The organism is Streptomyces longisporus (genome assembly GCF_039532765.1).
GTDB classification, from domain to species: Bacteria; Actinomycetota; Actinomycetes; order Streptomycetales; family Streptomycetaceae; genus Streptomyces; species Streptomyces longisporus.
In genome coordinates, this window is the sequence record NZ_BAAASG010000009.1 from 443186 (window position 1) to 466735 (window position 23550).

Genomic DNA, 23550 nt, shown 5'->3' on the forward strand with positions numbered 1-23550 from the left:
CGTGTGGGGGTGGTGCGAGTGGTTGTGAGGGTGGCAGTTGAATCGATTTCGCGAAAGGGCTTTCACTCGTCGGAGGTTGGCAATCTTGTGAAATCGGCTCAAGGTCTAGAAAGCGCTTGTGCAGAGCGGTACGGTCCCTGCCGCCAGGCCCTGTCGACCGGTCGTTTCCTGGGAGGGACCCGCGAATGAGACGTTTCAAGCTCGCCCTGCTGGCGGCGCTGACCCTCAGCGCCGGCCTGACGGCCGCACCGGCCCGGGCCCACGAGGGGCCCCGCCCCCTCGGCATCGAGAACTGCACCGCCGGCGCCTGCCACTTCGACGTACCGCCCGGCACGTACGACGTGAAGGTCCTCCTCGGCGGCGAGGCCGCGTCCAGCACGAGCATCAGTGGCGAGGCGCGCCGTTCCCTGCTGCCCGAGACACCCGCGGCGGCCGGTGAGCGGGTCGCCCGCAGCTTCACGGTGAACGTGCGCACACCGGAGGGCGAGCCGACGGGACCGGACGGAACTCCCGGTCTGGATCTGGCGGTCGGCGGCTCGGCCCCCGCGCTCGCCGGCATCAGCGTCACACCCGCCCGGCACGCCCGCCAGATCCTTCTGGTCGGCGACTCCACGGTCTGCGACCAGCCCGCCGCCCCGTACTCCGGCTGGGGTCAGCAGCTGCCGCAGTACCTCCGCAAGGGCCTGTCCGTCGCCAACTACGCGGACTCCGGCGAGAGTACGGTGACGTATCTGCGGAACCCGCAGCTCTGGGCCACCGTCCAGCCGCTGATCCGCCCCGGCGACCTGGTCCTGATCCAGCTCGCCCACAATGACAAGACCACGGACGAGGCGACGTACCGGGCCAACTTGGAGACACTGGTGGCAGGTGTACGGGAGAAGGGCGGCGAACCGGTGCTCGTGACCCCCGTCGTGCGGCGCTGGTTCAATGCCGACGGCACTTTGAACAACAACACCGCACTGCTGGTCAACAGCCTCGGAGTGGACCATCCTGCTGTCATCCGCTCGGTCGCCGCGGCGCAGCACGTGCCACTCGTCGACCTGACGGCCGAGACGAAGGCGCTGGTGGAGTCCCTGGGCGTCGAAGGCTCCAAGGCGATCTACCTCTACAACGAGAAGAAGGACAACACCCACACCTCCGTCCACGGCGCCACGGTGTACGCGGGACTTGTCCGCGACGCACTTGTCGCCCAGCATCTGGTACCGGAGGGACTGGTGCGGGTGGGATGAACTCCTGGGGCGTCTCGACCGGAACCGGGGCGCCCCAGGTCCCACCCTTCGTCCGTCGCCGCAGCTCCTGGAAGAGAACCGATGCACCTGCCTGCCGAGGACCGCACCGTCAGTCCGCACACCGGCTGCACCCGGGCCCACTGGGAGGCGGCCGCGGACGCCCTGCTGGCCGCGGTCGAGCCGTACGCCGCGGAGGGCGGCGCGCTCTACCACCTCCCCGGCGACCGCACGAGCTGGTCCGGCCGGCTCTCCGACGGCCTGGAGGGCTACGCCCGTACGCTGCTCGCCGCGGCCTTCCGCCGCGACGAGACCGCGCTGCAGCGCTACGCCGACGGGCTCGCGGCCGGTGTCGCGGGCGTCTGGCCGCGGATCGAGGACCGCAGCCAGCCCCTGGTCGAGGCGGCCTCGATCGCCCTCGCGCTGCGGCTGACCCGCCCGCTGCTGTGGGACCGCCTGGACGACGGCGTACGACAGCGGGCGGCCGCCTGGCTGGGGGACGCGCTGACCGCCGAAGCGTGGCCGTGCAACTGGGAGTTGTTCCCGGTGACGGTGGGCGGATTCCTCGCCGAAATCGGTTACGAGACAGAGGCGTCCCGCAAGGCCGTCGACCGGGGCCTGGAGCGCATAGAGGCCTGGTACGTCGGCGACGGCTGGTACACCGACGGCGACGGCCGCAAGTTCGACTACTACAACGGCTGGGCCATGCACCTGTACCCGGTGCTGCACGCCTGGCTGGCGCGGGACACCGCACTGCTCGACCTGTACGGGGGCAGACTCTCCCGCCATCTCGACGACTACGCCCGGCTGTTCGGCGGCGACGGCGCCCCGATGCACCAGGGCCGCTCGCTCACCTACCGCTTCGCGACGACGGCCCCGCTGTGGCTGGGCGCGCTGACGGGACACACTCCGCTGCCGCCGGGGCAGACGCGGCGGCTGGCCTCGGGGGCCCTGAAGTACTTCCTGGAGCGAGGCGCGCTGGACTCCCGCGGCCTGCTCACCCTCGGCTGGCACGGCCCCGACCCGGCCGTACTGCAGGGCTATTCGGGTCCCGCCTCCCCGTACTGGGCGAGCAAGGGCTTCCTCGGCCTGCTCCTGCCGCCGGACCACCCGGTGTGGACGGCGACGGAGGAGCCGGGCCCGGCGGAGCGCTCCGACGCCCTCACCCCGGTCGCGGCCCCCAACTGGCTCCTGCAGTCCACGCGTTCGGACGGTGTGGTCCGCCTCCACAACCACGGCAGCGAGGACGTCCGCTACGACCCGTACTACACGCGCCTCGCCTACTCGACGGCGACAAAGCCCTCTTCGTCGTACGACAACAGCGTGATCGTCGGCGGCGATCCGAGCCGCACGGAGATCGAACCGTTGGGCGTGGGCGACGGGTGGGTGGCCTCGCGGCACACGGCGGGCGGGGGAGCGCGGGTGACCAGCGTCGTGCTGGCGCGCGGGGCCGTGGAGGTACGGGCTCAGCTGGTCACGGGTGCCGAGCCGGGGACGGCGGTGCGGGTGACCGGGTGGGCGGCGGCAGGAGGGCTGCGGGCCGAGCTGTCGCCGGCCGTCGGACTCTCCGACGAGCTCACCGGGGTCTGCGGCGAGGGCGACAGCCTGTTCGTCGCTCTGGTGAGGCTCACCGGTGAGGAGGATCCCGTGCCACTGGGGGAGACGGTGAGCGTACGCGCAGATGCCGCCGGGGAGTTGACGGTGTGTTGGAGTGAGGGGCCCGAGATGCGCGTCCTGTTCGGTGGAGCCCGCGACGAGGTCGTCGTGGAGGAGAGCCTTCCGGCCGGGTGACGGAGTGGTGGCGGCGCGCGGGGCCGAACCCGCGCGCCGCCCGGCCGTGTCCACGCACCTCACCGGTTCGTGCGCCGGGAGCGCCGCCCCGGGTCCGCCTGCCCGCCGGACGTCATCCAGCGCCCGGGCGGGCACAAGGCCGTGTCCCGCCTCGTCCTCGCCGGACCCTGCGACCACGCGCCGGCCGGTCCGCCACTGGGTGCGGCAGTGGTGGCCGGACGGCCTCATCTGCCCGGACCGCTGTGGCGGACACCGTTGTTCGCCCTGACCGACCGCCGGCGTCAGCCGCCGAGCACGGGCAGGGTGAGGCCGCAGTCGACGGGCTTCGCGTGGGCGGGATCGAGGGCATTGCGCACCAGTTGGGCGGCGTTGGAGTCGTAGGCGATCGAAACGTGTTCGGAGAGGTCCTGGCGGCAGATGTCCTGGATCGTGATGTTCTTGACGGTCGCGCCCGGTCCCGGGGTCAGGAACTGGTGCGTGTACGGGGTGACGACCTCGTCGAACCTGGTGGCGATGACGGTGTAGGAGACGCCCGGCTGTGTGTCCCCGTCCCGGTCCAGGGTCTTGTTCACCTCCGAGCCGACCATCTGGTCCGCGTACGCCTGGCCGAGGACGAGGGAAACGGGCTGGTTGAGGCCCAGCTTGGTGGTCAGTGTGCCGAGGCCGGAGGCGGTCGTGCCGTGGTTGGAGGGCGCCAGTCCGATGAGGCTGTGCACCTTGTTCCGCTTCGGGTGCGCGGGATTGGTGCCGCCCTCGAACCGCAGGTACCAGCGGGGCGTCAGACCACCCCCCTGGGAATGCCCGACGAGGTCGACCTGTTCGGCCCCGGTGGCCTGCAGCACGCGGTCGACGTAGGCGGCGATCTGCCGGGCGGAGTCCGGGACGTGCGCGGTTGCCTTGATGGGGCTGCCGGGTGCACCGCCGTAGTCGACGGCGAAGACGCAGTAGCCCTGCTGCTTCAGATACGGCGACAGCAGGCCCCAGTTGAGACGGGCGTTCGCCCAGGTCCCGTGCACCAGGACGACCGGGCGCGGATGCTCGCGCGTGGGCTTGCAGTTCCAGTCGTCGGCCCCGGGCGGCGCCGCGTCGGGGTTGACGAGTCCGCCGACCGCCGCCGCGGGCAGGGCGAGGAGGTTGCGCGGCGGTGTCGGGGGAGCGGGGCTGTCGGCCGCGACCGCAGCCCCCTGCTGCCCCACGGCCAGCGTCAGGGCGAGCCCCGCACAGAGCGCCGCCCACTTGGCGCGCCGCCGGCCCGACCGCCTCCGGGAAACCATCCGATCCGACATCGGGCCCTCCTCGTCTCAGGCCGGCCGAGCGCCGACGCCGAGATGATCGAGGAGCGGCCCGCATGCGGTGGGCGACAGCCGCGCGCGACACCCCTCATGGAGCAGCCCGTTTTCACCCGTTCACCTGCCCCGGCCGCCTTCGGCGGGAACAGTCCGGCCGGGGCAGAAACGACATGGTCGACCACGTCCTCGAACCGGGCGCCACCTGGACGACCCTTGACGGCAGGCCCGCCCACGTCGACGACCGCATCGACACCCCGCACAAGGCGATCCGCCGGGTCGCCGCTCACCTCGCGAGCCGGAGGCCCGGCTGGCGGGTGAGAAGCCGCAGCCGGACCACTGGCACGCCTCCGCCACGACGACCGAGGCGGACCGCCCTCTTCACCCCGGCAGACCGCGACGAGGCACGCAGCCGCCGCGCCCGCATCCGGGCGAACCGTCTCGGCTCCCTCACCGACGACCGGCTCGACCACTCGCCCGGCGAAGACCGGAGCCTTGGCGAATCAGCCCCGCACCTCAAGGGACCGGCGTACTGCGCCGACTCGGTGGGCGGCCTCTCATGACCCGGCTCACAGCGCTCGGCGGTGAGTCATTGGTAGAGTGGGGTCTTTCGTGGGTATCAGACCCTTTGGACTCATCTCCGGCGAGGGACCGAGGAACCATGGACATGGACATCCCCGGCGACAAGCGACTGGCGGCTGCCGTCGTCATGGACGACGAGGGCCGGGTGCTCCTGGTCCGCCGCAGTGAGACGGAGAAGTTCCTGCCCCGAGTGTGGGGCGTCCCCTGCGGCAAGCTCGATCCGGACGAGAGTGCCCGGGACGGCGCGCTGCGGGAGCTGAAGGAGGAGACGGGGCTCCTCGGGGAGGTCGTCCGCAAGGTCGGCGAGTCGTCCTTCGTCAGCGAGTACCGAGGGCACGAGATCAAGAACTGGCAGGAGAACTTCCTGGTCAGGCCATTGAGTCAGCAGATCACCCTCCCTCGGCCCGACCAGTCCTACGCCTGGCTCGCGCGCTCCGAGCTCACCACGGTCGAGATCGACGAGTACAACCTCGACATCGTGGACCAGGCCTTCATGAACTCATGAACTCATGAACTCCTGAGCAGCTCGGCGAGCCCGCTCAGCGCTGCCAGATAGTCGTCCCTCTCCAGCGGCACCTTCGGTACGGCGCCCGGATGCGGGCCCGCCGCGGTGAACACGTCGGTGTGCCGGCGTCGTCCGTTCCCCGTCTCCAGGAACAGCGTCACCGTGGGTACGTCCGTGTCGCACCAGGCGCGGTGCAGGGTGTGCGCGGGCAGGGCGTAGGCGCTGCCCGCCGCGTACTGCCCCACATGCGTCATCCGCAGCCGCGCCGGACCGGCCGGCTCCAGCAGCCAGTCCGCCGAACCCTCCTTCAGCGACTCCTCGTACCGGGCGGCCGGGATGCCGCCCCCGCCGCCTTCCACGTCGTACAACTCCATGGCGAGCCTCCCGCGCACGACATAAGAGGCGAGTGCGGAACGATGGTTGTGGATGTCCTCCTTGCCGATCGCGCCGGCACCCGGATGCCACAGATGGGCGCGGAGCATGAGCCGCGGTCCGCCGTCGATCAGCAGCAGCTTGTCGAAGCCGAGAACGTGCCGGTACGAGAGCCGGGCGCACGCTTCCGGATCGCCCTCCCCGGAGGCCAGCTCGGCGATCAGCTCCAACAGCCGCTCGGGGCAGCCGAGTTCGGCGACGACGGAGCGGGCCGCGGCGACCCGCTCGTGTTCGGGCAGTTCACCGTCCAGCGTCCCGGCCAGCAGTCGTCGCGCCGCCAGAACCTGCCGACCGCCCATGCACACATACCTCCGCGCTCACTGCTCCCGGGGTTACCGCTTCCGGTTCATTCTTCCGGTCGATACATCCATACGGCATGTGCCCGCAGCGCCGAAAGGCCTTGGTAGGTCATCCACATGGGATGCCGCAGCTCACTGCCGTCGGTGCGGCCCCAGGACCAGATCCCGTCCGTCTGCCCGGCCCACACGGCGGCCGCCGCGCCGTCCAGCCGCTCCCGCCACGCCTCCTCCAGCCCGTCCTGCGACGCGACCTCGCGGGCACCCGGGGTCATCAGCGCGCGCAGCACCCAGGAGGCGGTGAAGTGCCGTACGTTCAGCACCTCGTGGCGCTCGGGGTCGTCGGTGCGGGGGCGGCGCACCTCCTCGCGCAGGTTCCGCAGGTCCGGGCAGCGGCTGTGGGCCGCGCCCGCGCAGGCCAGCAGCCAGCGCACGCCGTCCTCGCGGGCGGAGCGGACGCCCGCGCCCTCGGGTTCGTCCAGCACCCGGGCGGCCCGGTCGAGGGCCACCACCGCCTGCGCGGTGTGCAGTGCGGAGGGCATGCCGTACGGCGGGTCGAGACGGTAGCTCCAGCAGCGCAGATGCTCACGGCGCGGGTCGCTGATCGCGCCGTCGGCCAGGGCCTCGCGCAGCACGGGCAGTACGGCCGAGTCGGGCGCGGCGCGCAGCAGCCCGCGCAGCACGGTCGTCACCACGTGGGTCGACTCCCGCCCGGCGCGGTCGTGTTCGTGGGTGAAGCCGGCCGCGCAGCGGCCCACCTCCTCCGCCAGCCGCTCGCCGGACGCCCCCGCCCGGGCCAGCGCACCCAGCACCAGCGCGGTGACCTCGGGCCGTGGCTCCGAGCCCTGCGACCGTGCGGACCAGCCTCCGGCGGGCAGCCGCAGCCGCCACAGCGTGTCCACGAGGTCCCCGGTGCGCAGCCGTCCGTCGGGCACGCCGAAGTCGAGCATGATGTGCAGGCCGTACGCGGTGCCGACGGAGGTGGGGCGGGGCGGGCTGCTCTCGCCGAGGGAGTGCGACCAGCCGGTGAGCCGCCCGCGGGCCGGGTCGTCGACAACGCACACCTTGTCGACGAGCGTGCCGTAGGCGGCGGTGAAGACCTGCGGGAGCGGGCCCTGCGCGGAGGGTGCCGCGGCGACGGGGGCGGTGGTGGGGGGCCGGGAGGGTCCGGCCGCGGCCCGGGCCCTGAGCAGTGCCGCCGCGAGCCAGGCGGCCACGCCGGTCCCGATCCCGCTGACCCCTGAGATCAGGTATTTGGCGGCCTCTCCGCCGAGGGAGCCGGGCAGCACCCCGAACAGGAACTGGAACACGGCATACCCGGCGGCGGCGCAGCCGAGGCTGCCCAGCCAGCCGACGAACCGTGCGGCCTCGCTCGGCCCGCCGGGTTCCGGTGCGGTGCCGTCCGATCTCAAGGGACCGCGTCCCAGCTGCTGTTGAGACAAGGCACGCTCCCTCCCCCGAAGCTTCCAGTCTAAGTGGTCAGCGGGACAGGTGTGCCGCCACCTCCGAGCAGCGTCTCGGCGAGCAGCTCGGCGAACACGACGGGATGCTCGGCCACACCGACATGGCCGCCGGGGAACTCGACGAAGCGGCTCCCGTTGCCGCTGTACTCGGCGAGCAACAGCGCGGTGCGATGGAGGAGTTGACCACGGGAGTCGGCTCCCGCGGCGAGGGTGAGGCGGGCGGCGGAGGCGGTGAGCGCAGGGAGGTCGGGGACGTACGAGGTGAACTGCCGCAGTACATGGGCGAGGAAGAGGGCCATCGGGATGCCCAACTCCTCGTCACGGGAGAGGGGTTCGCCCGACAGGCTCCCCTCCGGCTCCTGTCCCGTCAGTACGGCGCCCAGACTGACGGCGGCCGCTTGCAGCCCGGCAGCGCGATAAGTGTCGTACACCTCCTGGAACATGGCTTGCTGTCGTATCCCGTCCGGGAGCACCCCCACGCACGGCGGCTCGTGCGCCACGACGTGCCGCAGCCGCTCGGGGTGCCGGGCGAGCAGGTCGAGGACGGGGATACCGCCGGAACTGGTCCCGAAGACGTATGCGGACTCGCCCTCCGTAAGGGCCTCGTCGAGGACGCGGCGCGCCCCGTCGCTCCACTCCTCCACCCGCTGGTCGCCGACGGGTTGGCCGAGCCGTCCGTGGGCCAGCCCGAGGGGGTCGTACGTCACGACGGTGAAGCGGTCGGCGAGCACGTCCGTCAGCGGGGCGAATCCCATGGGATGCCCGGCCCCACCCGGGACGATCAGCAGGACGGGCCCCTTGCCGCGTACGTCGTAGTGCAGGTCCTCAGCCATTGCTCTGCTCCTCGCTGTTCTTCTCGCTGCTCGTCTCCCGGGGCCAGTTCTCGAGCGTCACATGCAGGGCGTCGACGGCCTTGTCCCAGGACTTCTGTACCTCGCGTGCGGCGCCGAAGCCGCCGGTGGCCTCCAGGGCGCAGTAGCCGTGGAAGGTGCTGCGCAACAGGCGGACGGCATCGGTGAGATCGGGCTCCTCGAGGCCGTAGGCGCGGAGCATGCCGTAGGTGATCTCGGCGGTGCGGCGGAAGTCCGGGGAGGCGGCGATCAGCGCCTGGTCCATCCGGATCTGGGTGGCGGCGTACCGCCCGGGCCGCTCCAGCGCGTACTCCCGGTAGGCGCCTGCGAAGGCGGCCAGCGCGTCCTTTCCGGCACGTCCGGCGACCGCGACGGCGATGCGGTCGATCAGCTCGGCGCCCGCGAACAGCGCGAGGCGGGTGCGCAGGTCGTCGAGGTTCCTGACGTGCGAGTAGAGGCTCGCGTCCTTCACACCGAAGTGGCGGGCCAGGGCGGACAGGGTGACGTTCTCGAAGCCGACCTCGTCGGCGAGGTCGGCTGCCGCCGCGACGATGCGGGCGGGGGTCAGGCCGGCTCTGACCATGGATGCAGTTCCTTCCTAGGGGCCCTAGGAAGGAACCTAGTACGCCCAGCTACTTCTCGGCGACCGAATTACCGCCCGTGTCACAGGCGGCCGGGCTGTCTCGTCCCAGGTCTCGAAGCAAGGCTTCGGAATCAGTTCGGAATCAGGTCCGGAATCACGTTCGGGATCAGGAAGGTGAGGGTCATGCGGGTGTTCGTGGCGGGCGGGAGCGGGGTCTTGGGGCGGCGGCTGGTGGGGCAGTTGGTGGCCCGGGGGCATCAGGTGACGGCCACGACGACGAGTCCGGCCAAGCTGGACATGCTGAGGCGGCTGGGTGCCGAAGGGGTCGTGATGGACGGGCTGGATGCGGTGTCGGTAGGCCAGGCGGTGGCGGGGGCCCGGCCGGACGTGATCGTGCATCAGATGACGGGCCTGTCCGAAGTGCACGGCGGCAAGCCCGACATGAGGAGGGCCGAGCGGTTCTTCGCCACCACCAACCGGCTCCGTACCGAGGGGATCGACCATCTGCTGGCCGCCGCCGAGGCGACCGGTGTCTCCCACGTCGTCGCGCAGAGCCACGCCAGCTTCAACGGGAGCCGCCAGGGCGGCTGGGTCAAGACCGAGGAGGACCCGCTGCAGATGGTGGAGGGCACCAAGGCGCTCGGTCACCTCGAGGACGCGGTCGTCAGGGCCGGCGGCGCGGCCCTGCGCTACGGCGCGTTCTACGGGCCGGGCGCCAACGACGATCAGGTCGAGATGGTGCGCAGGCGGATGTTCCCGCTCGTCGGGGGCGGCACCGGCTACACCTCGTGGGTGCATCTCGACGACGCGGCGAGCGCCACCGTCCTGGCCGTGGAGCAGAAGGCCAGGGGCGTCTTCAACATCGTCGACGACGAGCCGGCGCCGGTCGGTGAGTGGCTGCCGTATCTCGCGCGGTGTGCCGGGGCCAGGCCGCCGCGGCGGCTCCCGGCCTGGCTGGCACGGCTGCTGGCCGGGGAGATGGTGGTCGGCATGATGACCGAGGGCCGCGGCTTCTCCAACGCCAAGGCGAGGCGGGAACTGGGCTGGGAACCGCGGTACCCGTCGTGGCGCCAGGGGTTCCGTGAAGAGCTGGTGTGATCACCGCCGCCGCTGGACGGCGTCGAGTTCCCCGACCGCCGCCCGTACGTGCTCCGGTTCCCGCCCGGCGCCGACGCACCGCCACACGGGCCGCCCGTCCGCCTCGCCCAGGTGCATCCCGAGGTCGTGCACGGTGCACACCGGCCAGGCCTGCCACAGGCACTCGGTGACGGTGTCCTGCGCCGCCTCGGCGACGGCGGCCAGGGCGGCGAGAGGCTCCTCGCGGCGTGAGTCGGGGTAGCCCTGCCAGAGCGGGTTGCCCCACCACTCCCCGTTCGGCAGGGTGACGTACACGTCCTCCGGCTCGCCCTCCTCCCAGTGCGGCAGGGCCATCAGCCGCAGCGGCTCCCGTTCCGGCAGGGTCGCGGCAACGTCCCGGTTGATCAGGGCGAGGGCCTCGTCCAGCACGGGGTACTCGCCGGGCTGGACCTGGCGGGGCGCGGGTTCCTCGAAGGGCGCGTACATGTCCCCATCCTCCGTGGCGGGCCGCACCCCGCACGTACGAATGTGACCTACGGCACACCGCTAAAGGGGCGCACCAAGTCGCGTTCGCGCAAACGGCGTTCGAAGTTCTTCGCTTTCGGTGGATGCGCAGTTCGGCGGGGGTGGCGCATGAGGCGCGAGGGTCGGCGGACCGTGGCGGTGCGCGGCTGTGAATTCGCCGCTGGCCAACCGTCAGCGGAAAGTTACCCTCCGTTAGAAAGATCTGTTCGAAGGACTGCACGTTTTCCGGGTCGCGTCCGGTTGTCTGTTTCCCAGAGCAACGAGGCTCTAGGTGCCAGGCCCGTCCAGTGCGGGGGACCGGGCGGTAACGGCACTGTCTGAAAGAGAAGGAAAACAGTCACTGTGAACTACGACGTAGTCAGCCTCGTGCTGGCCTTCGCCGCCGTGGCGCGCTCGTACGCGCCCGACGTGTGGTTCTTAGTGCGGCGTCTGCTCGGCGCCGGAGTCCGCGTCGGGGCCCTCGCCCTGAGTGAACAGCAGCCTCCCCCCGCTCCGACACCCCCCGCCCCGGCCTCCTGGACCGAAGGAGGCCACCGATGACCGGCCCGCAACCCGACCCCGCAGGACGCACGAGGCGCAGTTCCGACTTCGTCATGCCGCCCGAGTTCTGGGACTTCCACGCCCGCTACGACCGCGCGTGCTTCGAGTACAGCCGCATCCACCTCGGCGGCAACGCCCTCGCAGCCCGTCGGCTGGTCAACCGCACCTTCCTGTACCTGGCCACCATCTGGCCCCGCCTGGAGGCCATGGAGAATCCCGGTGCCTACGCCTGGGCCCTGTTCAAGCAGCGGGTCCACGGCGAACTCACCGCCCAGGGCCGCAGCCCGGCCACGACCGAGACCCTGGCCTTCGCGCGGGCCATCCGTGCGGCCAGCGCGCCCCTGCTCGGCGCCTTCCGCAGCGCCTTCCAGGCCGAGTACGGAGAGGAGATCGCCGAACTAGAGGAAGGGCTGGGCCTGTTCCGCCAGATGTCACGGCTGAGTGAGCGCCAGTTCGACGTGATCCTGCTGCGTGACGTGCTCGAGTTCGACACCAGGGACACGGCGCTGATCATGGGCATCCGTGAGGCCACCGTCCGGTCCACCCGGCGCACCGCGATCCACCGGCTCGCGACCGCCATGGGCTACCGGACCGAGAACGCCCCGGACACCGCCGACGACGAGAAGGAGTGACCCACCCGTGAACCGCACCCCGCGCAGCATCGAGGAGGCCCTGCGCCGTTCCCGCGTCTTCCAGGGCGAGTACGGCTACGCCGACCTGGAAGCCGCCCGGCACGACCTCGCGCGTGATCTGCACGAGCTGCGCTGGATGCGGTTCCTCAACACCGCCGCGCACTGCGGCCACACCGCCGGGACCAACCCGTTCCCGGCCGCCCTGCACGAACAGGCGGCGCACGATCTGCGCCTGCTGTGCCGCGGCACCGTCCACCACCACGGTGCCGCCGGCCGCATCACCGCCTTCGACGCCGAACGCGACCCCGACGGCGCCCTCACCTTCGCCTGTCTGCTGTACCTCGCCGACCAGGAGGAGGGCGCCCAGTTCTGGTGGCGCTACACCGCGGGCGCCGGCAGCGTCACCGCCGCCCTGTGCCTGTATCTGCTCCATCTGCGTCGCGGTGACATGCGTGACGCGCAGCACTGGGCCGGCCAGATCCACCGCCTCAACAGTCTCGACTGGACCAGCTACACGCCCGTACCGCACCACGCCGACACCACCCCGCACACCTGCGACGGCCCGGGCGTCCGCTACACGCTGCCTCCCGTGCCGCCGGCCGTCTCCGAACGCGCGGTCAAGGACGCGGTCGACGAGCTGGAGGCACCCTGCGACGGAGGCCTCGGCCCCGTCCCGCAGCCCATCCCCGCGCTCGCCGACCACTGGGACGAGCTGGTCACCGCGTGAACGGCGGCCGAGCGTGGCTCAGACGTCCGGGGGCGTCCGACCGCCGCGAGCCCGGGAGCAGCACACCCGACACCGCACCCGCGGCTCCCCGACCCCTTTGGCGGCAACGGGACTTCGGTGTCTTCTGGGCCGCCCAGACCCTGTCCGTCCTCGGTGACTCCTTCGCCCTGGTCGCCCTGCCTCTGCTGGTCCTCCAGGCCACGGGGTCGGTCGCCCGAATGGGTCTGCTGACGGCGGTGGGCACGGCCGCCGCCGTCCTCGCGGCGGTGTTCGCCGGGGTCGTGGTGGACCGTGCCGACCGCCGCAGACTCCTCATCGCCTGCGACCTCGTAAGGATGCTGCTGTACGGGCTGATCCCCGCCGTATGGCTGTTCGGGCCGCAGCTGTGGCTGCTGTACGTGGTGCTGCCGCTGTGCGAGGCCGTCGGCACGTTCTTCGCCGTCGGCTATGTCACCGTCGTGCGCAGCCTGGTGGGCGGCGACCGGCTGACGGAGGCCAACGGCCGCCTGAACGCCACGGCCGCCGGGGCCGGGGTGCTGGGACCGCTGGGTGCGGGACTCGTCGCCGCCTGGACCGGGCCGGCCGCCGCCGTCGGCGTGGACGCGGCGAGCTTCGGGGTGTCGGCGGCCTGCATGCTCCTCGTACGCTTCCGCGCGCGCCCCGCCGACGAGAGCCCGGCCGAGCGCACCGGCCTCCGGCGGGACCTGCGCACCGGGGTGTCGTTCCTCTACGGTCACCCGGTCCTGCGCTCCCTGACCGCCCTTCTCTTCGTCTTCAGCTTCCTCACCCTCGGCCTGACCGACCTGGTCATCTACCACCTCAAACACGACCTCGGCCACGACGACGGCACGGTCGGCACCGTCATGGCCTGCGGCGCGCTCGGCACCATCACCGGCTCCCTGCTGGTCGCCCGGATCCGGCGCCGGCTCGGCTTCGGGCGGACCTGGACGGGCGCGGTCGCGGTGTGCGGACTGGCCTTCGCCGGCCTGGGCTGGGCGCGGGACGTACGCGTGGTGGCCGCCCTGGGCGCCACCTTCCTGGCCTGCATCGCCGTCGCGGGCACCTGCTCCATGTCCCTGCGACAGGAGATCACCCCCGAGCCCCTGCTCGGCCGTGTCACCTCAGCCTTCTGGACCCTCCACTACTCCGCGGCCCCGATCGGCGCGGCCGTCCTCACCTGGTCGGCGGAGCAGCAGGGGACGGCCCCCGTGGGTGTGGTGGCGGGCGGCTGCTGCGTACTGATCGCGATCGCGGCCCTGTTCACGCCGATACGACGGTCGGGGCGCGGCGGCTGACCGGCGTACGGGCGGGCGCATACGGTGGCTCAGGTGCCGGGGGGCACCGCCACCCATCTCACCAGCACGGCCGCACAGATCCCCGCCACGATCAGCGCCGCCGGCGCCACGCGCAGGCTCGTGGCCTCCGCCAGCAGGCCCACGGCCGGGCCCGCCAGCAGAAAGCCGGGCCACTGGCCGATGGTGATCACCGAGACACCCTCGCCCGCCGGGACGTCCGGCTGTCGGCCCGCCAGGGCGATCGCCGCCGGGAGCACACACGCGACGCCCAGGCCGACGACGACGAACCCGGCGACGGCGAGCCACACGTCGGGGTGTACGACGACCACCGTCACGCCCGCCGCCACCGTCAGCAGCGAGACGCGCAGGAAGGCCCGCCGGCCCAGCCGTGCCACGCAACGGTCGCCCATCAGCCGCCCCGCGAGGATCGCCACCGAGAACGAGGTGTACGTCGCCGCGCCCAGCGCCGCCCCCTCGCCCAGGTAGTCCGCCGTGTACACCGAACTCCACTGGGACGCGGCCCCCTCGACGAAGGAACCCAGGAAGGCGATGGCGGCGAGCAGGACCAACTGAGGGGTGAACCGGTTGCGCAGCGGCCGCCGTTGTTCCTTCTCGACCGCCGCGTCCTGCGGCAGCCCGGCACCGAGGACCAGGAGCAGCGCCCCCAGGACACCACTGCTGATCGCCATCTGAACGCCCGGTGCGATGTCCGCGGCCGCGGCGAGTGTGCCGAGGGCACCGCCCGCCAGCACGCCCACGCTGTAGCAGGCGTGGAAGCCGGACATCAAAGGACGGCCCTGGACGCGTTCCACCGCGACCGCGAGCGCGTTGACCGGCGTCGCAAGGAATGTCGCGCCGACTCCCCACACCGTCAGACCGAGCACCAGGGCCGGGACGGACGAAGCCCCGGCCAGCACGGGCCCGTTGAGCAGGACGACCGACGCGGCCGCCAGGGCGAGCAGCCGCGTGCTCACCCGCCCGATCAGCATGGTGATCAGGGCGATCGCGACCAGGTCACCGGCCGCCGAGGAACTGCTCAGCAGCCCCCAGCGGGCCGTGTCCACCCCGACCTGGTCCCGGATCGCCGGGATCCGGGCCATCCAACCGCCTTGCGTACCCCCGAGGATGACGAACACGAGACGCACCGCGAGGCGGGCCCGTAAGTCGGCGGACGGCGTCGCGATCGACGTCATCCGTTCACCCCCGTGTAGTGGTTCAGGCTCCAGCGCCACAGCAGCCGTGCCCCGAGGTAGGCGAGCACGCCCAGCAGCGGGGAGGCCGCTGCCAGCCAGTAGGGGACGCCCGTGTCGTGTCCGTGTCCGGTGAGGACCGCGGCCGGGAAGTAGGCGACGAACGCGAGCGGCAGGCCGAAGGTGAGGAATCCGCCCACCGCCTTGGGCAGCACGTTCAGCGGATAGCTGCCGAAGGTGCCGAGCAGCTCCTCCAGCCAGCGGCCCCAGTAGTCCGCGGCCGGGAAACGGAGCGCGGCGCAGGCGACCGCCGTGAACAGGGCGGCCTCCAGCAGCATGGCGCCGAGCAGACAGGCGACGAGATACGTGATCCGCCCCGCCGTCCAGTCGAGGTGGCTGCGGGACAGGGCGCCGACCATCAGACCGACGGCGACCGTCAGGTCACCGAAGGCGTTGGTGGGGAAGAACTCCAGCTGCACCTGCCGGTGGACCGGGATCGGCCGCAGCAGATAGATGTCGATCTTCCCCTCCTGGACGAACCGGCCCAGCTGGTGCACCCGGCCCAGGCACAGCACGAACAGCCCGTGGGCCAGCATCCGCGTCGCCGGGATCAGCAGCACCTCCGAGCTGTCCCAGCCGCCCATCCCGGTGAACCGGGTCAGCAGCACGGTCGCGAACACGATCACCGACACCTGCCAGATCGCGCCGATCGCGATGTTCAGCAGGAACTCGATGCGGTACTCCATCTGGGCGCGAATGTTCAGACGTGTGATGCGCCAGGCGATCCGGACGGCATTCACAGTCATCAGCCCCCTTGGGAGACGACCCGGTGGGCGGCCCGCCGCCACAGGAACCGGGTGAGGAAGAAGAGCAGGACGACCCAGACGGCCTGGATCGCCAACTGCCCGCCCGCGTCGGACAGTCGGATCCGGCCCACGTACAGGGACAGAGGCACGCTGAGCGTCGCCTGGAAGGGCAGGAAGGTGCTCATGGCGCGGAACCAGCCGGGGAAGAACCACAGCGGGGCGTACACCCCCGACAGCAGGTTCTGCGCGAAGAGCAGGATGAGCATCGCGGAGGTGTTGCGGATGGTCCAGAAGCACAGCTGGTCCAGGAGCAGCATCACGAAGTACAGGACCAGCTGCCCGAGCAGCAGGCTGACCACGAACACCCCCGCCACCGCCGCCGACCCGGGCGGCTCGATCACCCCGGCCGCGAGACACACCGCGTATCCGGCGAGCGCCCACGCGGCCCCGTAGACCTGCTCGCCGAGGGCGCGCAGCGCGTGGTAGCGGGCGGGCGGCAGCGGACGCAGATACCAGTAGACGATGGTGCCGAAGTGCATGTGCTGCAGAACCGTGTCCCGGCCCGCGTACTGGTCCAGCTCCCGCAGCCGGGAGGCGAGTACGGCCAGCACGGCGTAGGTGATGGCCTGCTCGCGGGTCATGCCGGCCGTGGCGCCGGAATGGGCGTACAGGCCGCTCCACAGGGACGCCACCAGGACCACCTGGACGACCAGCCTGACCAGGACGGCCGTCATCCGGGGCGGGGCGTGCAGCTCGCCGAGCGGGGTGACACGGGCGGCCCGCCACGCGTGCAGAACGGCCATGTCAGACCCCTTCCGCCGCGGGCTCCGCATGCGCGTACGCGGCCCGCATCACGTCCTCCAGGTCCGCCTCGTCGATGGCGATGCCGGTCACCTCGTACCGCTCTATGACCGCCTTGAGCGCCTGGTGGACCGTGGGAGCCTCGGGTCCGTCCGGGCCGAACACCACCTGCGGGCCGTCCTGCCGCAGCAGGGCGATGCCCGGCGGCGGTACGACGTCGGTGTGGCCGTCGGCGAGCGTCGCCCGCACCTGCCAGGTCGAGCCGAACTTGCGGCGGATCTCGTCGAGGGAGCCGTCCAGGACCAGCCGCCCGTGGTTGATCAGGACGACCCGCTCGGCGAGCCGCTCGACCTCCGTCATGTCGTGCGTCGTCAGCAGCACCGTACGGCCGCGCTGCTCCACCTGGTGGCGCAGGAACTCGCGGACCTGCTCCTTGACCACCACGTCCATGCCGATGGTCGGCTCGTCGAGGAAGACGACCGGCGGGTCGTGCAGCAGCGCGGCGGCCAGGTCGCAGCGCACCCGCTGGCCGAGGGAGAGATGGCGTACACGGGTGTCCCAGAAGGCGGACAGTTCGAGGATGTCGTCGAACTCCCGCAGCCGGGCGGCGTGTTCGGCATCCGGCACGTCGTAGATGTCCCGCAGGATCGAGAACGACTCCCGCACCGGCAGGTCCCACCACAGCTGGGTGCGCTGCCCGAACACGGCGCCGATGTTGCGGGCGTTGCGCTCCCGCTCCTCGTACGGCACCACGCCCGCCACCCGGGCCTCGCCGGAGGTGGGCGTGAGGATGCCGGTGAGCATCTTGATGGTGGTGGACTTGCCGGCGCCGTTCGGGCCCAGCAGGGCGAGGAGTTCGCCCGGCGCCACGTCGAAACTGATGTCGGAGACGGCGTGCTTGACGGCCCGCTCCGGGTTGACGAGCGATCTGAGCGCGCCGATGAAACCCGGGCGGCGCACGGTGGTGTGGAAGGAGCGGGAGAGGGAGCGGACCTCGATACTGCCGATCACTCGATGAACCTCCGGGTGAGCTGGATCAGCCAGACGGTCACCGCGAGCGAGGCGGCGGAGAGCGCGGTCAGCAGCCAGGGGACGGCGTGGATGCCCGAGGCCTCGATGCCCGCCCCCAGCAGCGGGGGAGCCGCCACTCCGCCGATCATCGACGCGGCGATGACCCAGGCACCGGCGCGCCTCGCCTGGGGAAGCGCCCTGTTCAGCCAGGGCAGTCCGGTCGGGAAGACCGGCGCGATGAACAACCCAACACCGGCGTAGGCCACCGGCGCCACTCCTTTTACACGTGCCAGCAGCAGACACACCGTCATGCCGGCCGCGCAGATCGTCAGGATTCGCTCGGGGGAGTACTTCAGGGTGATCGGCACGACGAGGAAACGGCCCGCCGTCATCATCAGCCAGTACCCGGAGGTGGCCGAGGCGGCCACGGTCGCGCTGTAGCCCACGGTCTCCAGATGGGTGGGCTCCCAGCCGCCCACACCTGCCTCCACGCCGACGTTCAGGATGTACAGGGCGAGGAAGCCGACGAGGATGCGGGGAAGGCCGCCCGACGATCCGGGTTCCTGCTCCTTCTCCAACGGCTCGACCGGGCGCGTCCGTACGCCGCTCGATCCCAGCGGGACGAGCACCGCGGCCAGCACCGCACACGCCCCGAAGGCGTACGCGTACGCGTCCGGACCCAGCCAGGCCACCACCGCGGGGCCGAGCACCGCCCCGATGCCGAAGTGGGCGTTGAGCACGTTCAGCATGGCCGTGGAACGGTCGCCGAAGCCGACCGCGAACAGCTGGTTGAGGCCGTAGTCGATGCCGCCGAAGCCGAGGCCGCCGAGGAAGGCGGCGGCGAGCGCGAGGGGCCAGTCCGGGGCGAGCGCGAAGCCCGCACCGCCCAGCGCCATCAGGCCGTAGCTCGCTGCCAAGAGCGCCCTGTTGCTGATCCGCGAGTGGATCGCGTTGAAGGCCAGGACGCCCGCGACACCGCCCGTGAAGTGCAGGCTCAGACCGAGCCCGGCACCGGACGGGGACAGGCCGAACTCCGCGCGCAGGCCCGGCACCGCCGGGCCGTACAGCGCCTGGAGCATGCCGATGAGGACGAAGCCGAGGCAGGAAGCGACCGCGGCCGGCCGGCCGAAGAGCCGGTCGGCCGCGGGGGACCGTATGCCCGTTTCCGTCAACTGATCTCCGAGAACACGAAGGAGAACTCGGCCGGCTCGGCGCGCAGGGCGTACTGCGGCAGCACACCCGGGCCGCAGGACCCGGTGCCGATGCCGTGCAGCGCGTGGTCGAGGTTGACCCAGACCGTGTCACCGGGGGTGAGGTCGGTGCGGTGCGAGGCTGCGTCCAGCTGTTCGGTGGTCCAGCGCCGGGCGCTGAAGGAGAACTCCGGGTCGCCCTCGATGCGCAGCCCGCCGATCTCCGCCCAGCGGACGTCGGCGCGGGCGCCGTTCTCCTGCGGGCGGAGGTACGGCGTCTGCAGACCGTCGACCGTGGACTCCCAACGGCCGAGCTGAGAGGCCGACTTGGTGTCCGCGTACCCCTCACCGGGGCCGCCGCCGAACCAGCGCACACGGTCGGCGCTCGCGTCCAGCCCGAAGCGGACGCCGAGCCGCGGCAGCGGCACCGTCCACTCACCCTCCGGGCCCACCGAGACCGTCAGCTTCAGCCGGTTGCCGTCGGACGTCCAGCGGTACACGGTCGCCAGACCGAACTCCCAGGCGGCGGGGGCCACCCTGGTCCGCACGGTCAGCGCATCGTCGCCGATCTCCACGCCGTCCAGCCGGTGCCGCATGCGGTGCAGGCCGTACTTGCGCCACAGCTCCGCGAAGCTGGTGCCGGTCACCCATTCGGCGCCCTCGTCGTTGTCGGTGGTCGCCCGCCACACGTCGAGGCGCAGACCGTTCACCGCGACCCCGCCGATGGTCCTCAGCGCACCGGTACGGGCGTCGAAGGAGGCCGGGCCCAGGGTGATGACACGCTCGCCGAGGACCGGCCCGTCGGTCGCCGCGACCTTCGGCGACTGTCGAGCGGACACCGCGAACTGCCCCCACGCCACCGGATGGCCCTTGGGCGCCCACGCCGTGTCGGTCGCGAGCGAGGCCCGCACCGTCCACTGCGTCTCGCCGCCACTGCCGTCGGCGGGCGGCTCGGGCAGCTTCACCTCGCCCGACTCGCCCGGGGCGAGCGCGGGCACCGACAGGGAGCCCGACTCGACGGTCTCGCCGTCCACTTGGTAGGACCACTCGAACGCGAAGGCGGACAGGTCGGCGAAGTCCTGCTTGTTCGTCACCCGCACAGTGCCCGCAAAGCCTCCCCCAAACTCCGTTTGGGGGGACCCCCAGCCCTCGATGCCCACCGGCTCGACGACCTTCTTGAACTCCAGGAGCCCCGGCGACGGGGTCCGGTCCGGGAACAGCAGTCCGTCGCAGACGAAGTTCCCGTCGTGCAGCTCCTCGCCGAAGTCGCCGCCGTAGGCGTAACCCAGCTCGGGGTGGGTGATGCCGTGGTCGATCCACTCCCACACGAAGGCGCCCTGGAGCCGCTCGTACGTCTCGAACAGCCGCTGGTAGTCGGCGAGTCCGCCGGGGCCGTTGCCCATGGCGTGCGCGTACTCGCAGAGGATGAAGGGGAGCCCGCGCCGCTTGTGCGTGCCTCCGTCCAGCTCCTGGCCGATCTGCTCGACCTCGGCGTGGGAGGCGTACATCCGCGAGTACATGTCCGTGTCACGGGAGTTCCAGTCGCCCTCGTAGTGTACGAGGCGCGAGGCGTCCCGGCCGTGGATCCACTCGGCCATGGCGGTGAGGCCGCGCCCGGTGCCGGCCTCGTTGCCCAGCGACCAGATGACGACCGACGGGTGGTTCTTGTCCCGCTCGACCATGCGGGCCGCGCGGTCGAGGAGGGCCGGGGTCCAGCGGTCGTCGTCGACCGGGTTGTCCCGCCAGGCCTGCTCGGTGAAGCCGTGGGTCTCAAGGTCGCACTCGTCGATGACCCACAGACCGTACTCGTCGCACAGGTCGAGGAAGGCCGGGTGCGGCGGGTAGTGGGAGGTGCGGACGGCGTTGACGTTGTGCCGCTTCATCAGCAGCACGTCCTCGCGCATGGTCTCCAGGTCCAGGGCACGGCCCTTGTCGGGGTGCCACTCGTGGCGGTTGACGCCCTTGAAGAGGACCGCCTTGCCGTTGACCTTGATCAGACCGTCCTCGAGGACGACGGTCCGGAAGCCGATGCGCAGCGGGACGCGCTCGCCCTCGGTCACCAGCTCGCCGTCGTACAGCTTCGGCGTCTCGGCCGTCCATGCCTGGACCGGGACCGTCACCGGTTCGCCCGTGGCGACATCGATGTCCAGGGCGGGCACGGTCACCCGCCCGTCCACGTCGGAGTCGACGAGCAGGGTGCCCTCGCCCGTGACGTGGTCGTAGGAGGCGTGCACGAAGAAGTCGGCGGCGCTGCCCGCCGGGCGGTGCAGCAGCGTCACATCACGGAAGATGCCGGGCAGCCACCACTGGTCCTGGTCCTCCAGGTAGGAGCCCGCGGACCACTGGTGCACGCGTACGGCGAGCACGTTGCCGCTCGGCTTCAGCAGGTGCCCGACCGCGAACTCGTGCTGCAGCCGGGAGCCCTTGAACTCGCCGATGTCCGTGCCGTTCAGCCAGACGCGGGCGCAGGACTCGACGCCGTCGAAGCGGATGACGGCCCCGCCGTCGGTCGGCCAGTCCGCGGGCAGGTCGAAGACGCGCAGATGGTCGCCGGTCGGGTTCTCCGTCGGGACGTGCGGCGGGTCGACCGGGAAGGGGTAGAGGTGGTTGGTGTAGATGGGCAGGCCGAAGGCGCCGTCGCCCTGGAGGACCCAGTGGCCGGGGACCGTGACCTCGGGCCAGCCGCCGGCGTCGAACCCGGGCTCGGCGAACGAGTCGTCCTCGGCGTCGATGGTCGGCGATACGCGCAGGCGCCAACTGCCGTTCAGTGACAGGGACTTGGCGTCCGAAGACGCGTACCAGGCGCGAGGCGGGAGGGCGCCGCTGCCGGGGGAGACGTCCTCGACGTAGTCGATGGCCGTGGTGCGGGAAGTCATCGGTCTCCAGGTCTCGGGATTGCGGGTGTCAGCCCTTGATGCCGGTCTGCGCGATCCCCTGGACCAGCCAGCGCTGGAGGAAGAGGAACACGAAGATCAGGGGCAGGATGGAGATGGCGGTGGCCATGAAGATCAGATGGAAGTTCACGGTCTGGTTGGTCATGAAGGAGGACAGCGCGATCTGGACGGTCCAGGAGCTCGGGTCCTGGCCGATCACCAGCGGCCACAGGAAGGAGTTCCAGGCGCTGATGAACGTGATCGTGGCGATCGCCGCGAAGAAGTTCAGCGAGTTGGGCACGACGATCCGCCAGTACGCGCCCCAGTAGCCGAGCCCGTCCACGCGTGCCGCCTCCTCCAGCTCCTTCGGGAATCCGAGGAAGTACTGCCGGAAAAGGAAGCAGGTGAAACCGCTGAACAGACCCGGAATGATCAGACCGCGGTAGGTGTCCACCCATCCGAGGGACGAGACCAGCACGAAGCTGGGCACGAAGGTGACGGCCGTCGGGACCATCAGGGTCGCCAGGACCGCGTAGAAGACCTTGTTGGCGTGCTTGTACGGGATGCGGGCCAGGCCGTAGCCGGCCAGGGAGCAGACCAGGAGGGTGCCGAAGGTGGTCAGGACGGCGACCACCAGTGAGTTGATCATGGAGCGGCCGAAGTCGACCGTGGGGTCGTCGAACAGCTCGGAGATGTTGCCCCATTGGAAGGAGGGCAGCACCTTCCAGTTCTCGCCGGTGATCTCCAGGTCCGTGGAGAGGGAGTTGCGGACGATCAGGTAGAACGGGATCAGGAAGAGCAGCGCGGCGACGCCGACGGCGATGTACAGCCCCGTGTTGCCGAAGACGCCGCGGCCCTTCTTGCGCTGCTTGCCGATCTGCGGTGCGGTGGTGGTCACTTGGACTCGTCCCCCCTTCCGAAGCCCATGAACTTGCCCTGGATCAGGGTGACGAGGCAGATGAGCAGCGACAGGATGACCGCGCCAGCGCTGCCGGCGCCGTAATCCTGGCTGGTGCCGAGGGCCGATTTGTAGAGCACCATGAGCGGTGTCTGGGCCCAGGTCGCCTTCTGTCCGATGATGTTGAAGAACTCGTCGAACGCCTGGTACGCGGCGATGAGCAGCAGCAGGATCACCGCGGTCGAGGTGGCGCGCAGCTGCGGCAGCGTGATGTACCGGAAGGTCTGCCAGCCCTTCTTCGCGCCGTCGATGGCGGCGGCCTCGTACAGCTCGGTCGGGATGTTCTGCAGCGCCGCCAGGAAGAGGATCATGTAGAAGCCGGACTGGATCCACAGCCGCAGGGTCACGATGACCAGCCAGTACCAGGGCGGGGTGGGGTTGGACATCCAGGCGATGGTGTCGGCGCCGAACCAGCCGATGACCGTGTTCGCGAGGCCGAAGCGGACGCCGCTGAAGATGGACATCTTCCAGATCAGGGCGGCGGCCACGTAGGAGACGGCCGTCGGCAGGAAGAACACCGAGCGGAAGAACGCCCGCATGAACCGCAGCCGGTTGACCAGCAGCGCGAGCCCGAGCGACAGCGCCCAGGTGGTCGGCACGATGAACGCGGCGAACACGGTGAACGTCACCAGCGAGCCGGGAAACTCGCTGTTGGTCAGGATCTGCTTGTAGTTGTCGAAACCGATGAAATGGCTCGGCGTGACGGTGTAGCGGGCGTCGAAGAAGCTGAGCCAGATGCTCCAGACGATCGGCACGAAGACGAAGATCGCCAGGCCGATCAGGAAGGGCCCGGTGAAGAGCCAGAAGTTGACGGTGGCGTTGCCCCGCAGGCCCCGCCGCGGCCGGGCCGGGGAGGCCTTGGCCGGGGCGGGCTGGGCGACCCCGCGTGCGGTGGTGGTCGACATGTCGT

At 71.1% G+C, this 23550-nt stretch carries 23 protein-coding genes; 9 read left to right on the forward strand and 14 right to left on the reverse strand.

Annotation, left to right across the window (positions count from 1 at the left end; genetic code table 11):
• Positions 1-185: 185 nt before the first annotated feature.
• Positions 186-1229 carry a rhamnogalacturonan acetylesterase gene (locus ABD355_RS20905; RefSeq protein WP_344402012.1) on the forward strand — a complete coding sequence of 348 codons (1044 nt, stop codon included), beginning with the start codon at positions 186-188 and terminating at the stop codon, positions 1227-1229.
• A gap of 81 nt (positions 1230-1310) precedes the next feature.
• Complete coding sequence (locus ABD355_RS20910; protein WP_344402013.1) at positions 1311-3017, forward strand: DUF2264 domain-containing protein; 1707 nt, start codon at positions 1311-1313, stop codon at positions 3015-3017.
• Between the two features lie 281 nt (positions 3018-3298).
• On the opposite strand, the gene ABD355_RS20915 is transcribed toward ABD355_RS20910, so the two are convergent.
• On the reverse strand, positions 3299-4303 hold the full coding sequence (locus ABD355_RS20915; RefSeq protein ID WP_344402014.1) for an esterase/lipase family protein: 1005 nt from the start codon (positions 4301-4303) through the stop codon (positions 3299-3301).
• A 173-nt stretch (positions 4304-4476) separates the two neighbouring features.
• Between ABD355_RS20915 and ABD355_RS20920 the strand changes: the two genes are divergently transcribed.
• Together ABD355_RS20920 and ABD355_RS20925 are read left to right on the forward strand one after the other, a co-directional pair.
• Positions 4477-4866, forward strand: coding sequence for a hypothetical protein (locus ABD355_RS20920; protein ID WP_344402015.1), 390 nt, complete (start codon positions 4477-4479; stop codon positions 4864-4866).
• 104 nt (positions 4867-4970) lie between these two features.
• Complete coding sequence (locus tag ABD355_RS20925; protein ID WP_344402071.1) at positions 4971-5390, forward strand: NUDIX hydrolase; 420 nt, start codon at positions 4971-4973, stop codon at positions 5388-5390.
• Between the two features lie 2 nt (positions 5391-5392).
• On the opposite strand, the gene ABD355_RS20930 is transcribed toward ABD355_RS20925, so the two are convergent.
• Genes ABD355_RS20930 through ABD355_RS20945 form a run of 4 tightly spaced genes read right to left on the reverse strand, consistent with a single transcriptional unit; the run spans position 5393 to position 9015 of the window.
• Complete coding sequence (locus ABD355_RS20930) at positions 5393-6121, reverse strand: hypothetical protein (RefSeq protein ID WP_344402016.1); 729 nt, start codon at positions 6119-6121, stop codon at positions 5393-5395.
• A gap of 47 nt (positions 6122-6168) precedes the next feature.
• Complete coding sequence (locus ABD355_RS20935; RefSeq protein WP_344402017.1) at positions 6169-7530, reverse strand: hypothetical protein; 1362 nt, start codon at positions 7528-7530, stop codon at positions 6169-6171.
• 59 nt (positions 7531-7589) lie between these two features.
• A complete protein-coding gene (locus ABD355_RS20940; RefSeq protein WP_344402018.1) occupies positions 7590-8414 on the reverse strand; it encodes an alpha/beta fold hydrolase in 825 nt (274 codons plus the stop codon).
• Positions 8407-9015, reverse strand: a complete 609-nt coding sequence (locus tag ABD355_RS20945; RefSeq protein WP_344402019.1) for a TetR/AcrR family transcriptional regulator — start codon at positions 9013-9015, stop codon at positions 8407-8409. The genes ABD355_RS20940 and ABD355_RS20945 overlap by 8 nt, the downstream gene beginning before the upstream one ends.
• A gap of 183 nt (positions 9016-9198) precedes the next feature.
• Between ABD355_RS20945 and ABD355_RS20950 the strand changes: the two genes are divergently transcribed.
• Entirely contained in the window at positions 9199-10113 is a 915-nt protein-coding gene (locus tag ABD355_RS20950) for an NAD-dependent epimerase/dehydratase family protein (RefSeq protein WP_344402020.1), read from the forward strand.
• Here the strand turns inward: ABD355_RS20950 and ABD355_RS20955 are convergent, their stop codons facing one another.
• Positions 10114-10578, reverse strand: a complete 465-nt coding sequence (locus tag ABD355_RS20955; protein ID WP_344402021.1) for a hypothetical protein — start codon at positions 10576-10578, stop codon at positions 10114-10116.
• A gap of 381 nt (positions 10579-10959) precedes the next feature.
• On the opposite strand from ABD355_RS20955, the gene ABD355_RS20960 reads away from it, so the two are divergent.
• From ABD355_RS20960 to ABD355_RS20975, 4 genes are read left to right on the forward strand one after another with little or no spacing between them, the layout of a single operon-like run.
• Positions 10960-11157 (forward strand): hypothetical protein, encoded by a 198-nt coding sequence (locus ABD355_RS20960; protein WP_099932078.1) that lies wholly within the window; start codon positions 10960-10962, stop codon positions 11155-11157.
• Positions 11154-11789, forward strand: a complete 636-nt coding sequence (locus tag ABD355_RS20965) for a sigma-70 family RNA polymerase sigma factor (RefSeq protein ID WP_344402022.1) — start codon at positions 11154-11156, stop codon at positions 11787-11789. The genes ABD355_RS20960 and ABD355_RS20965 overlap by 4 nt, the downstream gene beginning before the upstream one ends.
• Before the next feature lie 7 nt (positions 11790-11796).
• On the forward strand, positions 11797-12516 hold the full coding sequence (locus ABD355_RS20970) for a hypothetical protein (RefSeq protein WP_344402023.1): 720 nt from the start codon (positions 11797-11799) through the stop codon (positions 12514-12516).
• Positions 12513-13811 (forward strand): MFS transporter, encoded by a 1299-nt coding sequence (locus tag ABD355_RS20975; RefSeq protein WP_344402024.1) that lies wholly within the window; start codon positions 12513-12515, stop codon positions 13809-13811. Before ABD355_RS20970 ends, ABD355_RS20975 begins: the two co-directional genes overlap by 4 nt.
• 29 nt (positions 13812-13840) lie before the next feature.
• On the opposite strand, the gene ABD355_RS20980 is transcribed toward ABD355_RS20975, so the two are convergent.
• From ABD355_RS20980 to ABD355_RS21015, 8 genes are all read right to left on the reverse strand, one after another.
• The gene (locus ABD355_RS20980) at positions 13841-15004 is read right to left on the reverse strand and encodes an MFS transporter (protein ID WP_344402025.1); all 1164 of its coding nucleotides are present in this window, start codon (positions 15002-15004) and stop codon (positions 13841-13843) included.
• A complete protein-coding gene (locus ABD355_RS20985; RefSeq protein ID WP_344402026.1) occupies positions 15001-15807 on the reverse strand; it encodes an ABC transporter permease in 807 nt (268 codons plus the stop codon). The genes ABD355_RS20980 and ABD355_RS20985 overlap by 4 nt, the downstream gene beginning before the upstream one ends.
• Positions 15807-16610, reverse strand: a complete 804-nt coding sequence (locus ABD355_RS20990) for an ABC transporter permease (protein WP_344402027.1) — start codon at positions 16608-16610, stop codon at positions 15807-15809. The genes ABD355_RS20985 and ABD355_RS20990 overlap by 1 nt, the downstream gene beginning before the upstream one ends.
• Before the next feature lies 1 nt (position 16611).
• Positions 16612-17619, reverse strand: coding sequence for an ABC transporter ATP-binding protein (locus ABD355_RS20995; RefSeq protein WP_344402028.1), 1008 nt, complete (start codon positions 17617-17619; stop codon positions 16612-16614).
• A complete protein-coding gene (locus ABD355_RS21000; RefSeq protein ID WP_425585776.1) occupies positions 17616-18698 on the reverse strand; it encodes an MFS transporter in 1083 nt (360 codons plus the stop codon). Before ABD355_RS21000 ends, ABD355_RS20995 begins: the two co-directional genes overlap by 4 nt.
• Before the next feature lie 89 nt (positions 18699-18787).
• Complete coding sequence (locus tag ABD355_RS21005) at positions 18788-21685, reverse strand: glycoside hydrolase family 2 TIM barrel-domain containing protein (protein WP_344402030.1); 2898 nt, start codon at positions 21683-21685, stop codon at positions 18788-18790.
• A 28-nt stretch (positions 21686-21713) separates the two neighbouring features.
• Positions 21714-22580 (reverse strand): carbohydrate ABC transporter permease, encoded by an 867-nt coding sequence (locus tag ABD355_RS21010; RefSeq protein WP_344402031.1) that lies wholly within the window; start codon positions 22578-22580, stop codon positions 21714-21716.
• Positions 22577-23545: a carbohydrate ABC transporter permease gene (locus ABD355_RS21015; RefSeq protein WP_344402032.1), complete on the reverse strand. Its 969-nt coding sequence runs from the start codon at positions 23543-23545 to the stop codon at positions 22577-22579. Before ABD355_RS21015 ends, ABD355_RS21010 begins: the two co-directional genes overlap by 4 nt.
• Positions 23546-23550: the final 5 nt, after the last annotated feature.